At 38.1% G+C, this 14,976-nt stretch carries 12 protein-coding genes; 1 reads left to right on the forward strand and 11 read right to left on the reverse strand.

The features are described from left to right. Positions 1-18 precede the first annotated feature (18 nt). The 7 genes from SOP96_RS11210 to amaB form a co-directional block, all read right to left on the reverse strand. Complete coding sequence (locus SOP96_RS11210) at positions 19-3,162, reverse strand: efflux RND transporter permease subunit (protein ID WP_326321023.1); 3,144 nt, start codon at positions 3,160-3,162, stop codon at positions 19-21. Between the two features lie 3 nt (positions 3,163-3,165). Next, positions 3,166-4,353: an efflux RND transporter periplasmic adaptor subunit gene (locus tag SOP96_RS11215; protein WP_326321024.1), complete on the reverse strand. Its 1,188-nt coding sequence runs from the start codon at positions 4,351-4,353 to the stop codon at positions 3,166-3,168. A 1-nt stretch (position 4,354) separates the two neighbouring features. Then, the gene (locus tag SOP96_RS11220; RefSeq protein WP_326321025.1) at positions 4,355-4,807 is read right to left on the reverse strand and encodes a transcriptional regulator; all 453 of its coding nucleotides are present in this window, start codon (positions 4,805-4,807) and stop codon (positions 4,355-4,357) included. Between the two features lie 117 nt (positions 4,808-4,924). After that, a complete protein-coding gene (locus tag SOP96_RS11225; RefSeq protein WP_326321026.1) occupies positions 4,925-5,437 on the reverse strand; it encodes a GNAT family N-acetyltransferase in 513 nt (170 codons plus the stop codon). 255 nt (positions 5,438-5,692) lie between these two features. Further along, on the reverse strand, positions 5,693-5,923 hold the full coding sequence (locus SOP96_RS11230; RefSeq protein WP_326321027.1) for a DUF2007 domain-containing protein: 231 nt from the start codon (positions 5,921-5,923) through the stop codon (positions 5,693-5,695). A 62-nt stretch (positions 5,924-5,985) separates the two neighbouring features. Next, on the reverse strand, positions 5,986-7,308 hold the full coding sequence (gene lat, locus SOP96_RS11235) for an L-lysine 6-transaminase (protein ID WP_326321028.1): 1,323 nt from the start codon (positions 7,306-7,308) through the stop codon (positions 5,986-5,988). A 110-nt stretch (positions 7,309-7,418) separates the two neighbouring features. Beyond that, on the reverse strand, positions 7,419-8,969 hold the full coding sequence (gene amaB, locus SOP96_RS11240; RefSeq protein ID WP_326321029.1) for an L-piperidine-6-carboxylate dehydrogenase: 1,551 nt from the start codon (positions 8,967-8,969) through the stop codon (positions 7,419-7,421). Between the two features lie 387 nt (positions 8,970-9,356). Here amaB and SOP96_RS11245 point away from each other — a divergent pair, with 387 nt between their 5' ends. Continuing rightward, positions 9,357-9,665, forward strand: a complete 309-nt coding sequence (locus SOP96_RS11245; RefSeq protein ID WP_326321030.1) for a type II toxin-antitoxin system RelE/ParE family toxin — start codon at positions 9,357-9,359, stop codon at positions 9,663-9,665. Here the strand turns inward: SOP96_RS11245 and SOP96_RS11250 are convergent. From SOP96_RS11250 to SOP96_RS11265, 4 genes are all read right to left on the reverse strand, one after another. Further along, the gene (locus tag SOP96_RS11250; protein WP_326321031.1) at positions 9,645-9,941 is read right to left on the reverse strand and encodes a hypothetical protein; all 297 of its coding nucleotides are present in this window, start codon (positions 9,939-9,941) and stop codon (positions 9,645-9,647) included. The two genes, SOP96_RS11245 and SOP96_RS11250, sit on opposite strands and share 21 nt — an antisense overlap. Positions 9,942-9,993: 52 nt before the next feature. Further along, the gene (locus SOP96_RS11255; RefSeq protein WP_326321032.1) at positions 9,994-10,182 is read right to left on the reverse strand and encodes a type II toxin-antitoxin system antitoxin; all 189 of its coding nucleotides are present in this window, start codon (positions 10,180-10,182) and stop codon (positions 9,994-9,996) included. Between the two features lie 45 nt (positions 10,183-10,227). Then, positions 10,228-11,094: an SPFH domain-containing protein gene (locus SOP96_RS11260; protein ID WP_326321033.1), complete on the reverse strand. Its 867-nt coding sequence runs from the start codon at positions 11,092-11,094 to the stop codon at positions 10,228-10,230. Between the two features lie 305 nt (positions 11,095-11,399). Continuing rightward, the gene (locus SOP96_RS11265; RefSeq protein WP_326321034.1) at positions 11,400-14,645 is read right to left on the reverse strand and encodes a cytochrome c biogenesis protein CcsA; all 3,246 of its coding nucleotides are present in this window, start codon (positions 14,643-14,645) and stop codon (positions 11,400-11,402) included. Positions 14,646-14,976: the final 331 nt, after the last annotated feature.

Raw genomic sequence — 14,976 nt, forward strand, 5'->3', positions numbered from 1 at the left:
AACCCTAAACAAGCTTAATTATTCTGCTAAATTGATGTCTTTTTGTTTGATAGGTTTTACTTTTTCCTGAAGGTATTCGAAAATAACATACAGAACAGGAATTACAAAAAGCCCTAAAACAGTACCTATTAACAATCCTATGGCTGCTCCCGTAGCGATGGATCTGTTTCCTACCGCCCCGATTCCGCTTGCCAGTACCAACGGAAGAAGTCCGAAGATGAATGCAAATGAGGTCATCAAAATTGGTCTTAACCTCGCTTTAGCTGCATTGATGGCAGACATGACAATAGTTTCTCCGTGATGTCTCCTTTGAACGGCAAACTCCACAATCAAGATGGCATTTTTCGCCAGGAGTCCGACCAACATAATTAAGGCAATCTGGAAATAAATGTTATTCTCCAAGCCCATAATTTTCTGTCCGAAATACGCTCCCATTACTCCAAGAGGCAATGAGATCACTACGGCCAGCGGAAGGATATAGCTTTCATACTGAGCCGCCAGGATAAAGTATACAAAGATCAAACTCAGTGCAAAAATCAATACTGTCTGAGAACCTGAAGACAATTCTTCTCGTGAAAGGCCCGTAAATTCTACATCGTAGTTTTTATCTAACGTTTCACCGGCTACCTGTTGTACTGCTCCAATGGCGTCACCTGTACTGTATCCTGCAGCATTGGCTCCGGTTATTTTTACGGAGCTGAAAAGGTTATAACGTCCTACCGATTGCGGCCCATAAGTTTTCTTCAAAGTGACAAACTGTGAAATCGGTGACATCGCTCCTGAACTTGTACGAACGTATAATTCATTCAGATTGCTTACATCTTTCCTGTTTTCCGGTAAAGCCTGAATCATAACACGGAATTGTTTACCGTATTTCGTGAAGTCGGCACCGTAGATACCTCCGATATAGCCCTGCATTGTTTCCAGAATGGTGTTTACGGAAACTCCTGTCTGCTTGGCAAGAGGCACATTAATTTCCATCTGGTATTGAGGGTATTTCGTGTTGAAGGAAGTCTGGGCAAATTCTATCTCAGGCCTTTTCATCAGATTCCCGATGAACTCTCCTGTTTTAGCATCAAGATTGGCAAAATCACCTCCGGACTTATCCAGCAATACCATTTCAAAACCGGCACTGTTACCAAATCCCGGAACACTTGGCGGTTGGAAAAATACCACTTTTGCATCCGGAACTTTTCCTGAAAGCCCAAATAGTTGTTTGGTAATATTTTCTGAGCTTAAATCTCCTTTTCTTTCGTCAAACGGCTTGAGTTTAATAAAAGCCAACCCGTTATTGCTACCGTTCCCGGAGAGAAGCCCACGACCTGTAGAAATTGTTACGTTTTGAATTCCCGGAATTTTAAGAGCTTCTTTCTGTATGGTTTTTAACACATTGTAGGTTCTTTCCATAGATGCGCCCGGAGGAAGCTGAACATCGGTAAAGATAATTCCCCGGTCTTCAGTAGGTACGAAACCTTTTTTCATGGTGGCACTCGCCCAATACAAAATCCCTCCGGTAACGGCAAAGATAATAAGGGTAACCCATTTGTGTCTTAAAAGGAAGATAAATCCTCTTCCGTAACGTTCTGTTGTTGTCCTGAAGGCTATATTGAATTTATAGAAAAATTTCTGGATGAAATTCAAATTTTTATATTCTTTATGATGTGCATCGTGAGGCTTTAAAAATAAAGAACATAAAACCGGGCTCAACGTTAATGCATTGATCGCAGAGATAAAAATAGCCACAATTAATGTAATACCAAACTGCTGATAGAAAACTCCCGTTGGTCCAGTAATGAATGTCACCGGAATAAACACGGATGCCATTACCAATGTAATTGAAATAATTGCTCCTGTAATTTCATCCATTGCTTCAACGGTCGCTTTTTTAGCATCAGAAATTCCGTTTTCCATTTTGGCATGAACGGCCTCGACGACGACGATAGCATCATCCACCACAATACCAATAGCGAGAACCAAAGCAAATAGTGTTAATAAGTTTAGGGAGTATCCGAATAAATTCAGGAAGAAAAAAGCTCCTACGATAGAAACCGGAACGGCAATAGCCGGAATCAGCGTCGATCTGAAATCCTGTAAGAATATATACACTACGATAAATACGAGGATAAACGCTTCAATCAACGTATGAATTACTTTTTCAATAGATGCATCCAAGAATTCATTGGTATCGAAGTTGAAGGTATATTTTACCCCTTCAGGATAGCTGCTTTCATTCGCTTTGAGCTGTGCTTTTATATTTTCGATAATCTCCTGCGCATTGGATCCCGGTGTCTGGAAAATCCCCATACTGATGGAAGGGTTGTCACCATTTTCACCAACTCCGCTGTAGGATAAACCGCCCAATTCTACTTTGGCAACATCTTTCAGCATCAGGTTTTGTCCGTCCGGTAAAGCCTTAATGATGATATTGTCATACTGTTCTTTATCGCTGAATTTTCCGACATATTTAATAATATATTCGAAGGCGCTTCCGCTGTTTTGGCCTAAAGAACCAGCCGCAGCTTCTCTACTCTGCTCATTAATTGCTGTAGTAACATCTGTTGGTGTTATTCCGTATGCTGCTAATTTGGCAGGATCGAGCCATACTCTCATCGAATAGTTCTTTCCTCCGAAAACGTTGGCCTCACCAACCCCGTTGATTCTTTGCAGGTCAGGAATTACATTGATATTCAAGAAGTTTTGAAGATAAACATCATCAATATTTTTATTTTCGGAATAGAAAGAAAGATACATCAAAGCACTGGTCTGCTGCTTTTGTGTCACAACCCCGGAACGGGTAACCTCACTTGGTAAAAGCGGTGTTGCCCTTGATACACGGTTCTGAACGTTTACCGCAGCAATATCGGGATCAATTCCCTGCTTAAAAAATATTTGTATCTGTGCCGAGCCATCATTTCCTGCCGTAGAAGTGATGTAGTCCATTCCCTCTACTCCATTAATCTGCTCTTCCAAAGGCACTACGACACTTTTCATCACTGTTTCGGCGTTGGCTCCTGTGTAATTGGCTCTTACGCTTACTGTAGGCGGTGCAATGTCCGGATACTGTGTCACCGGAAGTGCAATCAGTCCCAGTACCCCGAGTATCACAATGAGAATTGAGATTACGGTAGATAAAACCGGTCTGTTTATAAAATTTTTAATCATTTTTTAGAATTTCGGTTTTACAGATTGAACAAGACTATCCATTTTTACAGGCTGCTTTTTAACGGCAGTTCCTGGTTTAAGCGAGCCGGTTCCTGCTGCGATAATCGTTTCTCCTTTGTTTACACCGGATTTAATTAATGCCAAATTGTCGATTCTGTCAATTACATTTACCACAACATTTCGCGCTGTATCGCTTTTATCTACTTTATAAACGTAAACAATTCCCTGCTGTTCGTAGGTTGCGCTTTCCGGAACAACCAGAACATTGTCATAACGTTGCGGGAATCTGATGGTTCCGCTGTTACCGTTGCTCAAAAGTTTCTGTGCATTGGTGAATGAAACCCTGAACTGTATTGTTCCCGTTGTAGGATCAATTTGTCCGGTGATGGCTTCAATTGTTCCTTTTTCAGGATAAATGCTTCCGTTGGCCAATTGCAACTCAACCATAGGAAGATTTCTGATTTTTTCCGGCATGGTAGCACCGGGAGATTTTTCAAGGAAATCGAAATATTCCTTTTCGTTCATAGAAAAGTAAGCGTAAATTTCCGAAGTATCTGAAATGGTTGTTAAAGGGGTCTGATCTGACGGTCCTACAAGGCTACCGACTTTTAAAGGAAGTCTTCCGATCACTCCTGAAATGGGCGCACGGATAATGGAATATTCGATATTCGCTTCCACACCTTTATAGTTGGCCACCGCCTGGCTTTTAGCCGCCTGCGCCTGCTTCAGCTGTGCCTGCGCCTGTGAAAGATTGGCCTGTGCTGTCTGCAGCTGAACATTGCTGATGATATTTTTCTGTACAAGCGGTTTCAGCTTGTTTACTTCAACATTGGCGGCATTTACTGCTGCCTGTGCTGCGGCAATATTGGATTCTGCGGCGCTGATTCCTGCTTTTGAAGCTGCTGCATTCTCGGTCAGGATATTGGTTTCAAGGCGGAACAAAGGCTGCCCTTTTGTTACATACTGGCCTTCATCTACCAAAACCTGGGTAATATATCCCTGGATTTTAGCGCGTACATCGTTGTTAACCTTCCCCTGAATGGTAGCCGGGAAAGTCTGATATCCCACAATATTTTTCGCTTCCACATTTACCACAGGATATGGTTTCGGACCATCCTGTTTCGGAGCTTCTTTTTTGCAGGCTGCTAAGGAAAGGGCCGCAACAGAAAGTATAATTAGCTTATTGTTCATTTTATAGTTTATTAAGAGATTCCTGAATATTTATTATATTTTTATTTAAAAGCGCTTTATATGCTTCTATTTTTTCATCGTATCCATTGTGGTTTTTCTTAAAACGGTCCAGGTCGTCCAGTAGTTTTAATTCGTCTTTCATTTTCTGTACTATTTTTTCAAATCTGATTTTCTTGTAACCGTCATTGATGAAAAAATACCGTTTCCGCTCGTCCATTTTGTTGTGGTCGATAATCAGTTCAGCATTTAGTAATAGTGAAATACTTGTGGATACTGAGCTTTTACTGGCCGAAAATACTTCTACAAATTCATCAAAAGGAATACCTACTTTATCATAATCAAATAGCAGGTACGCATATATTTTTGATGCCAGCGGCGGTATATTGAAAATGGTACCATAAAATTTTACGGCATCCTGAAAAATTTTTTCATCAATTTCTATACTCTTATACATTGTATATAAAATTTGGACAAAATTATTAATTAGTTCTGAACTAAACGAACAAACTTGATAGAGTTTATAAATTTCACATTTTTAAAAAAATCAATGAAGTTTGATTTAACTTTAAGACTAAATTATAATCTTCTCAAATGCTTTTCTGATTCCTCCGGCCAAATAAACTTCCCCACAGTAGGTGTAGCCTTTGCTTTCAAGAATCTTCAACATTGCTGCATTGTCAAAATTGGTATCAACTTTAACACTTTGTATTCCATGAGATTTTGTGAATTCCTCGATATGATCAAACAGTTTTTTAGTCATGCCCTGTCCTGCAAATTTTTCATCAACTGCTACTCTGTGTACCACAACAAACTCGCCGTTACTCAGCCAGGCTCCGTCAATAGTACTGTAAGCGGGTTCGTCATTCAAGATCAAGGCTGCGTAAACAGCAATTTCTCCGTCGACGGTCATTACGTAACCAAATCCTTTTTTAATATCACTTTCCACGGTGTTGAGATTGGGATATCCCTGCTGCCATTGGGTACTTCCGTCTTTTCTTCTTCTTTCTATGGCCTGCTGTAAAATATTCCAGATCACATCTCTGTCTGTCATTTCCGCTTTTCTTAATTGGGTTTCTGAATTCATTATTGTGAAAAATTTTAATTAAAAAATGTTTTTTGGTTAAATTTTTAAGGGTGTGTGCCTTTAAATTATTTTAAAGCTTGGATGATGCTTCGGCAGGCTCAGCATGATATTGCTAATACTGAAGCTTATTATGATTTTATTTTGATGATACTTACGGTAAGTATGAATATAAATGAATTTTAACCAAAAAAACCGAAAACTAATTGAGATTAATTTTCGGTTTGAAGTAGTAAAATTTAAAATTATGAAATTGTTTTATTGATTTTCATTTTGCTGGAGATAAGCATCAATTACTTCAAATGCTTTTTTTTCATCTTCCAGTTTTACCATTACTTTCAATGACGTTGCTGTTGGCGTAGTTGTAAAAGTTAGGTAATTGTTTTCAACGGCATTCGTAATATTCGCATCATCCAGTTTAGATTTAATCAGCTGAATTTCTGCGGGTTTGTCACTTTCAAAAACTGATACTCTTGTACTTCTTTCCATAGTTCTGTTACGTTTGAGTATCTAAATTTATGACATTTTTTTTAAAATTACAAATCCGTAATTTAAATTTTATTAATGTTGTTTTCTATTTTGTCGAGTGCAAGCCGGATTTCTTCCTTGCTTACATTAAGGTGCGGCCTGAAGCGCAAAGACTGTTCTCCGCACGTCAGAATAATCATTCCGTCCTTCCATAGTTCTTCTCTTAATGCATTTCTTTGCTCTCCTGAAGCGAGATCTATGGCACACATTAATCCTCTTCCTCTGGCGTTTGATAATTTTTCCGGATATTTCAGGGCCAGATTCTGCAGTCCTTCGAGAAGATAATTTCCTACCACTCTGGCGTTTTCAACAAGGTTTTCTTTTTCAATGACTTCCATTACCAACTGGAAACGCAGCATATCGATAAAATTCCCGCCGAAAGTAGAGTTGATTCTTGAGCTTTCCCTGAAGACATTCTGCGGAACTTCATCAAACTTTTCTTTGTTGGCTAAAATACCGCAAACCTGTGTTTTTTTACCGAAAGAAATGATATCCGGTTTTGCGGTGAAGTGCTGAAATGCCCACATTTTTCCGGTAATTCCGATTCCGGTCTGCACTTCATCAAAAATAAGAAGAACCTCATTCTCGTCGCAGATTTTTCTTAGCCCTGATAAAAATTCATCCCTGAAATGATTGTCACCGCCTTCTGCCTGAATCGGTTCTATGATGATGCATGCTACTTTATCCGGGTTCATTAAAATCGCTTCTTCAATATTTAGTAAAGCTAATCTTTCGTTTTTAATGGTTTCTTCCAGGTTTTCTTCCGTAATGGGGAACGTAAGCTTAGGATTCAGGATTCTCGGCCAGTCGAACATTGGAAAGTACTGATATTTTCTTGGGTCTGCCGTATTGGTGAGGCTTAATGTATAGCCGCTTCTTCCGTGGAATGCCTGTCTGAAATGAATACAGATTCCAGCTTCTATATCAAGACCTTTTTCAAAATTTTTACGGGTTTTCCAGTCGAAGCATGCCTTCATGGCATTTTCAACAGCCAGTGCGCCACCTTCTATAAAGAAAGCATACTGCAGTTCTTCCGGGATCACTACTCTTTCGAAAACTTCGAGAAAATGAGCGTATTCTTCAGAATATACATCGGCAAGTGTCGGTTTGTTGAGTGCCATTTTTCCCAGCCATGCAGATTTTTCAACCAGATAGGGATGATTGTAGCCGATGGATGCCGAGGCAAACATAGAGAACATATCCAGATATTCCCTGTTGGTAAGCTTATCGTAAAGCCATGATCCGTGAGATTTTTCAATATCCATCACGAAATCGAATCCGTCTGCCAGAACGTGCTTTCCTACTATTTCTTTTACTTTGTTTACTTGTATGTCAATTGTTTCCATTTTAATTAATCTTAGGGGGATTAATAATAAAATTAAATGATGTTGAAACAAAGAGATTTATATTTAAAGCTGACAATTTTTAATTTTTAAATCTCTGAATTTCTTGTTTTTTAAAGGTCAAACTTGATTCCCTGTGCCAAAGGAAGGTTTGTAGTATAGTTGATGGTGTTCGTTTGTCTTCTCATGTAATATTTCCAAACATCTGAACCGGATTCTCTTCCGCCTCCGGTTTCCTTTTCTCCACCGAAAGCACCACCGATTTCCGCACCGGATGTTCCAATGTTGACGTTAGCAATACCGCAGTCTGAGCCTGCATGGGAAAGGAATAACTCGGCCTCTCTTAAATTCTGGGTCATGATTGCAGATGATAAGCCTTGCGGAACATCATTCTGAATAGCGATGGCTTCTTCCAGCGTTTTATATTTAATGAGATATAAAATCGGGGCAAAAGTTTCGTGCTGTACGATTTCGTAGGAATTTTTTACTTCTGCGATACATGGTTTCACGTAGCACCCGGATTCGTAACCTTTTCCTTTCAGTACTTCTCCTTCTACGACGAATTTCGCACCTTCTTTTTTTCCTTTTTTAATGGCTTCCTGATACATATTTACGGCATCTATATCAATAAGAGGCCCAACATGATTGGATTCGTCAAGAGGATTTCCGATTTTCAGCTGTCCATATGCTTTTACCAATCTGTTTTTTACTTCATCATAAACGCTTTCGTGAATGATAAGCCTTCTTGTGGAAGTACATCTTTGTCCGGCTGTACCTACCGCTCCGAAAACGGCTCCGATGATTGACATATTAATATCGGCATCCTGGGTAATGATAATCGCATTGTTTCCTCCAAGTTCAAGGATAGATTTCCCAAATCTTTGCGCCACGTTTGCGGAAACCATTCTTCCAACTCTTGTAGAACCGGTGAATGATATAAGTGCTACTCTTTTATCATCAACTAATTTTTGACCGATCTCATGATCTGCAACCAGAACGTTTGAAATTCCTTCAGGAAGATTGTTTTCTTTTAAAACTTCATTCATGATATTCTGGCACGCAATGGCACAAAGCGGTGTTTTTTCAGATGGTTTCCAGATGGTAACGTTCCCGCAGATCCAGGCTAAAGCGGTGTTCCAGGACCATACGGCTACCGGAAAATTAAAAGCGGTAATAATCCCTACAATTCCCAGCGGATGATATTGTTCGTACATTCTGTGTCCCGGTCTTTCGGAATGCATGGTGTACCCGTGAAGCTGTCTTGAAACTCCGACTGCAAAATCGCAGATGTCGATCATTTCCTGAACCTCGCCTAATCCTTCCTGCAGGGATTTCCCCATTTCATAAGAAACAAGCTTGCCCAGATCGTCTTTGTACTGTCTTAATTTCTGGCCGAGCTGCCTTACGATTTCCCCTCTTTTGGGTGCGGGAATAAGTCTGAATTCTTTAAATGCATTTTGTGCAGTCTCAAGAACTTTTTCGTAATCAGACTCCCCGGAAGTTTTTACCTTCGCAATAAGATTTCCGTCTACCGGAGAATAACTTTCTATGGTTTTCCCTGATGCAAAGTATTTTCCGCCGGTTGAAGTTCCTTTATTTTCATCCTTAATTCCCAGATTTTTGAGTGTCTTTTCAATCCCAAAATCTTTTACTTTTTTAGACATAAAAATTTTACTTTTCGTTTTCCCTAAAGTTAAAAATATTAACCGAACTGCAAAATTTAAATTTTTTTAACGGATTTTTTATTTGGACTAATTATAAACATAACTATATTTGTAAGGTAATCTTTTGACAATCAGAAATGGAAAGCTCTCAGGAAAATAATTCGAAGTTTAAGAAATGGTTTAAACGTGTTGGATGGGCGGGATTTGCCTTTTTTACGATAAAAGGGCTGATTTGGCTGGTCATCTTTTACTTCGGGGCAGATACGCTTCAAAGCTGTATAAAATAAAAAGCTGAGAAATTTTCCTCAGCTTTTTTGTTAAAATTTAGTTTTTATAGTGCCTTAGATTACTTTTTACATCTGTTTTTATATTTTTGGAAAAACAGCAATGATGAAAAAAGTAGTATGGTCGAGCAAAGCACAAAAAAATTACAGAGATAATTTGCTTTATTTAAAAGAATTTTGGACCAAAAAAGAAATTAAAAGATTTATATTTTTGGTGGATAAAGCGGTTCATGCTATTTCTCAAAACCCATACATCGGATCAGTTTACGAAGAAAATTACCGTTATAGGAAATATCTCGTTACAGAACAGATATATCTTTATTATAGACTAACACAAGAAAATGAAATTTTACTGGCTTCTTTCTGGAATAATTATCAAAATCCTGATCAACTAAAGGAATTCCTGCTTTAACTGATCCGTAAATTCTCTGTGTTCTATTACATTACCCTCCAGATAATCTTTCTCTGCATCCTCAAGTTCCATCAACAGAGCTTCTTTAGGAAATAATGCTTTGGTTAACAGCTCAATTTCTTCCATAGAAAAAGAATTTTCTTTCAGCTTTCTATAGTACGTAGGAGTTTTCAGCCCCAATAATTTTATAAAATATTGTGTCTTATAATCAGAACTCTGGATAAGATGAGGGATGCTATCTTTGTATTTCTTAAATTCATACACTATATTTATCATATTATGAGAATTATTTTACACAAAAATATATAAATTTTTTCAAATCCAAACATTATTCTTTCTTTTTCCTTCCGGAATGGATTAAGCTTTGATGAAGCAGAAACTCAATCTGCCCGTTCACACTCCTGAATTCATCATTGGCCCATTTTTCGAGAAGCTTGTATGTAGGCTCGTCTATCCTCAGAACAAAAGATTTTTTGCCTTTATTTTCGGAAGAATTCTGAGTTTTTTCTGATTTCATTTTTACTTTTCTGATATTTTGCCTTTCAACTAAAGTTTAATTGATTTAATTATATAGTGTTCCGGCGTTTAAAATTGGTGTTGCCGCTTTTTCACCGCAAAGAACAACCATTAGGTTACTCACCATAGCTGCTTTTCTCTCGTCATCAAGCTCTACAATATTCTCTTCAGAAAGTTTCTTTAATGCTAAATCTACCATTCCTACTGCTCCTTCCACGATTTTAGTTCTGGCGGCTACAATTGCGGTAGCCTGTTGTCTCTGAAGCATGGCTCCTGCGATTTCTGAGGCATAAGCAAGGTGTGAAATTCTCGCTTCCTGAATGATAATTCCTGCTTTTGAAAGCCGCTCTGTAAGTTCCTGTTCCAAAATAGCATTGATTTTTTCTCCGCCTTCTCTTAATGTAATCGGTGCGTGATCGTCTTCAAGGTTATCATAAGGAAAGCTCATCGCTAAGTGGCGTACCGCTGCTTCGCTCTGCATTTTTACAAAATCCGAATACCGTTCAACATCAAAAGCAGCTTTATAAGTATCGCCGACTTTCCATACGATAACAACTGCAATTTCGATAGGATTTCCCATTTTGTCATTTACTTTCAAAGTTTGTCCCTGCAGGTTTTCAGAGCGAAGACTGATTCTCTGGGAAGAGTATAAAGGATTGATGAAAAACAAACCGTTATCTTTTACAGTTCCTACATATTTCCCGAAAAAGTTCAGCACTCTTGAATGGTTCGGCTGAATGATCATCAGACCTTTCAGAAAGAAACAAAAGGCAATAAAAACAATTATTGAAAGAATAACAAAAGTAATGTTTTCGTCAACACCAATTGCGAAAAGATAAATTGAAGCAATGAAAAGTCCAAGGCAGATCACCAATGTAACATAACCGGACATCGGTTTTAGAATTTTTTCCATGATATAGATTTTTTTAGTTTGATATTATTTTGATATCATAAAGATATAATTAAATTTTTATTTCCAAATATTTTTTCTAAAAATAACCTGATATAATATTAAGGCAAATGATATATGGAGAGATTAGGGTAAAAGAGATTTAAACCATTAAGAAAAATGGAGATTATAAGTTTAGATAAAGACAAAATTAAAGATTTTGAAGCAAAAAATGTTTAAAATAAAATTCTTAATAAACTTTAATAGCTGAGATTTAAACAAAAAATCCCGGAAGCTAATTCCGGGATTTTATTTTATAATTATAAAATTTATTTTTTTGTCAGCATTTTAAATTTAACATAAGATGCAATTGCTAAGGTCAGCATGGTTGCAAGTCCGATATATACCCAAGCCGGAACCGGAACGGGATCTCCTGCTGCATATGAGTGAAGTCCGCTCAGGTAATAATTCACGCCAAAATACGTCATTACCATTGAACAGAATGCAAACATCGTTGCCACGTGGAATGCCCATCTGCTTCGTAAGCCCGGAACAAGTCTCATGTGAAGAACAAATGCATACACCATAATGGAGATAAATGCCCATGTTTCTTTCGGGTCCCAGCTCCAATATCTTCCCCAGGATTCATTGGCCCAGATCCCTCCTAAAAAGTTTCCTACGGTAAGTGCAAAAAGTCCTATTGTTAAAGACATTTCAGAAACAATGGCCAGCTCTTTCAAAGTTGTATCGTGGTGAATTTTATAGGCATCTTTATTGGATATGATATAAAATACAAGGTTAATAATCGCAATAATCATCGACAGCGCAAAGAAGCCATAACTTGATGTAATAATGGCAACGTGTACAATCAGCCAGTAAGATTTCAATACAGGAACGAGCGGTGTGATTTGAGGATCAAGCGCTGAACCTCCGTGAGCAAATCCCATCATGATAACGGCTACCATAAATCCGGCAGCCGGAATTAATGCGTTTGAGTTTTTGTATAATATCAATCCGGCTGTGATTCCTACCCACGAAATGAAGATAATGGCTTCATATCCATTGCTCCAAGGCGCATGGCCGGAAATATACCATCTTGCGACCAATCCCAGGAAATGGAAGAAATATCCTGCGGCACCGATTATAATAATTGCTTTGATGGTTTTATTTAAAACTTTATTTGGCTTAAATAGTTCAATGAAACCTAAAATTAATAACAATCCTCCGATTAATGTATAGAAAATCAACAATTTGAAATTGATATTCACCTTATTCATAAAAACTTCAAGGTCAACTTTGGATTTGGCAGGAACTACCGCTTTTCCCCATTTCTGCTGATAGTCTGAAAGTTTTGTCAACTCCGAATCTGCTTTGCTCCAGTCTCCGGTTTGCTGTGCTTTTAAAACTTCTGCAAAATACGGTCCCATTACCTGCTGGGATTCCATATCCGGTTCCATTTTCTGGTCAAGCCATGAATGCCATGTATGATTCGGATCATTTTTCACAGGAACAATTCTCATAAACTGTCCGCTAAAAAATTCATTGAAAATCTGAACCCTTTCGTTTACAGCAATTACTTCTTTATCATAATTGGTCTGCTCAGCTGGTTTTTTACGGAATGCGGTGTTATAGTCGCTTTCGAGGATATATTTTAAATTTCCGTTGGCATCTGCCGGAAAAAGGTTCATCAGTGAAGTATATCCTTCTTCATTGGCTTTCGTCTTATTTTTTAACTCGTCACCGCCTTTTGTTCCCACCTTGATCATTGGAACCATCGTCCAGCTCGGCGTATCGATATTTACGGATAAGAACCATTGATTTGCAGTGAGCGAGTTTCCGTCTGTTCCTTTGAACTCGTCTTTTTTGTAAAGTTTTCTTAAAACATCCAGCGCCTGCGTATTGATCGGAACAATTCTCCCTTCAAAATTTTGTACCAGAAGATATCCGAATTTATCAGCATGTTCTTTATTTATTTTGTTTCTGGCAATAATTTCGTCTGCGGAAACCACTTTCATTTTGGTAAAAGGCTGTGCTCCTTGTGGGTTAACTGTTTCAGTTGCCGGAGTGTGATTGTGGTTTTCACCTTCTATATGAATGTGTTCTCTGCTTCCGTCCGTTGTTCCGTGCGTTTCTATTTTCTGAGCATTCAACCCGAAGCTTAACAGCAGTAAAAGTACGGTTACTGCTCTTTTTTTATTAACGTCTTTCAGCATTTTATTTAATTTCCAGAAATGAGTTCCTTTCCAGAAGAATATAAAGAACATTCCCCCGAATAAAAACGTGTAGCCGATGTAAGAGATCAGTGTTCCCCAGAAATCGTGGTTCACAGAAAGTACCGTTCCCATTCTGTCCGGATCAAAACTCGACTGGAAAAAGCGGTATCCTTTATGATTCAAAACGTGGTTCATGTAAATTTTATAAGGCGTCTGTTTTCCTTCATCTATGATTTTAATATGGCTTTCGTATGCACTCGGAGATGAGCTTCCGGGATACGTTTCCATTACGAAATCGTCAAGCTTAAGGGAAAACGGTGTATTGTAAATTTTCGGACCAAAACCGATCATGATGTTCAATCCGTCCATTGTTACCTGCTTGTAGGCATTCGGGTTTCCTTTTTCAACGGAAAGATCTACAAGCTGTTTTGTTTTCGGCCCCTGAATTTCAACCGTAAGCATATCCGGAACAGCCTGATCTTTTTTCCGGTCACCTTCAATGGCTATTAATTTCCCTTTTTTAAGACCTTCAGGAACAACCAGTTTTAATTCGTTAATTGAATATAAACTTCTTAAAACCAGAGGCTGGAATTCATCTTTCTTGGTATTGCCCGTAGCCTGCGTTGCCATCGTCATGTAGCTTGCATCCACCGGTGTTTTAATGAATAATTTTCCGCCTTCATTTTTAAATTCCACAGCTCCTTCAATGGCTCTGTTGAAAGTCACCAATGTACCGTTGATTGATTTTGTTTCTCCGGGTTTGATGAAAATATTCTGTCTTCCGGTTTGTCCCGTTGATACTAAATGAAGATATTTAGCACCATTCGGATCAGCAATAAGACTGTCTTTTTTCCTTTGAACATATTCTTTTGCCACCACTTTCACTTCTTTTCCGTGAAAATCGTACGTGGCCTGCAAATTTTTGTGTAACGGAGACATTAAATAGGGAATATCCTTATAATTCAGGACATCGCCTTTTTCTTCAATCTGTATTTTAAGAAAGTTTTTATCCGTTACGATTTCATTGGAAGTTTCTCCTTCACGGATGTGCATGGTGCCTTCAAAACTGATATACCTTGTTATGGCGCCACCAATAAAGATGAGTACGAATGCAAGGTGGAAAACCAGTACCGGCCACTTTTCTCTCTTCCAGAGTCTGTATCTTCCGATATTTCCAATGAAATTGAGGATAAGCAGAAACATGATTAATTCAAACCACCATGCCTCATAAATTAATGCTTTTGCTGTTGGAGTTCCGTAGTCGTTTTCTAAGAACGTTGCATATGCCATCGCAAATGCGTACACCAGTAACAACACAGCCATTGTCCTGGTCGAGATAAGAATATCCTGGATCTTCTTCATGATATATATACTTGATACGCAAAAATAAGGATGATAAACTACAATGCCGTTAAAAAAAGCTGTTTTTTATCACTTTAAGGATGATAAGTGTTATTTTTAAACGTTCTTAATAATATTAAATTCAATGATAAAAACACAATGCTTGAATGCTATTGATTAAAAATTTACTCCTTAATTTCAGGATTGCGGTAAGTTTATTGAAATCAAACTGTGGTACCTCTTTAAAATTAATACATTGCTATAATTTTATTAACAAAAACGTTGGTGAAAAATTTAAATCAGATTTGAATTATTTTAAATATTTTAGTTTCTGAAAACCGGAAATCACATT

The organism is Chryseobacterium salviniae (assembly GCF_035819015.1).
Taxonomy (GTDB): Bacteria; Bacteroidota; Bacteroidia; order Flavobacteriales; family Weeksellaceae; genus Chryseobacterium; species Chryseobacterium salviniae.

Coding starts and splice junctions, on each gene's coding strand:
- SOP96_RS11210 (WP_326321023.1), bottom strand. CDS start 3,162: ATGATTAAAAATTTTATAAACAGACCGGTTTTATCTACCGTAATCTCA.
- SOP96_RS11250 (WP_326321031.1), bottom strand. CDS start 9,941: ATGATAAATATAGTGTATGAATTTAAGAAATACAAAGATAGCATCCCT.
- SOP96_RS11220 (WP_326321025.1), bottom strand. CDS start 4,807: ATGTATAAGAGTATAGAAATTGATGAAAAAATTTTTCAGGATGCCGTA.
- SOP96_RS11215 (WP_326321024.1), bottom strand. CDS start 4,353: ATGAACAATAAGCTAATTATACTTTCTGTTGCGGCCCTTTCCTTAGCA.
- SOP96_RS11265 (WP_326321034.1), bottom strand. CDS start 14,645: ATGAAGAAGATCCAGGATATTCTTATCTCGACCAGGACAATGGCTGTG.
- amaB (WP_326321029.1), bottom strand. CDS start 8,969: ATGTCTAAAAAAGTAAAAGATTTTGGGATTGAAAAGACACTCAAAAAT.
- SOP96_RS11225 (WP_326321026.1), bottom strand. CDS start 5,437: ATGAATTCAGAAACCCAATTAAGAAAAGCGGAAATGACAGACAGAGAT.
- SOP96_RS11260 (WP_326321033.1), bottom strand. CDS start 11,094: ATGGAAAAAATTCTAAAACCGATGTCCGGTTATGTTACATTGGTGATC.
- SOP96_RS11245 (WP_326321030.1), top strand. CDS start 9,357: ATGATGAAAAAAGTAGTATGGTCGAGCAAAGCACAAAAAAATTACAGA.
- SOP96_RS11230 (WP_326321027.1), bottom strand. CDS start 5,923: ATGGAAAGAAGTACAAGAGTATCAGTTTTTGAAAGTGACAAACCCGCA.
- lat (WP_326321028.1), bottom strand. CDS start 7,308: ATGGAAACAATTGACATACAAGTAAACAAAGTAAAAGAAATAGTAGGA.
- SOP96_RS11255 (WP_326321032.1), bottom strand. CDS start 10,182: ATGAAATCAGAAAAAACTCAGAATTCTTCCGAAAATAAAGGCAAAAAA.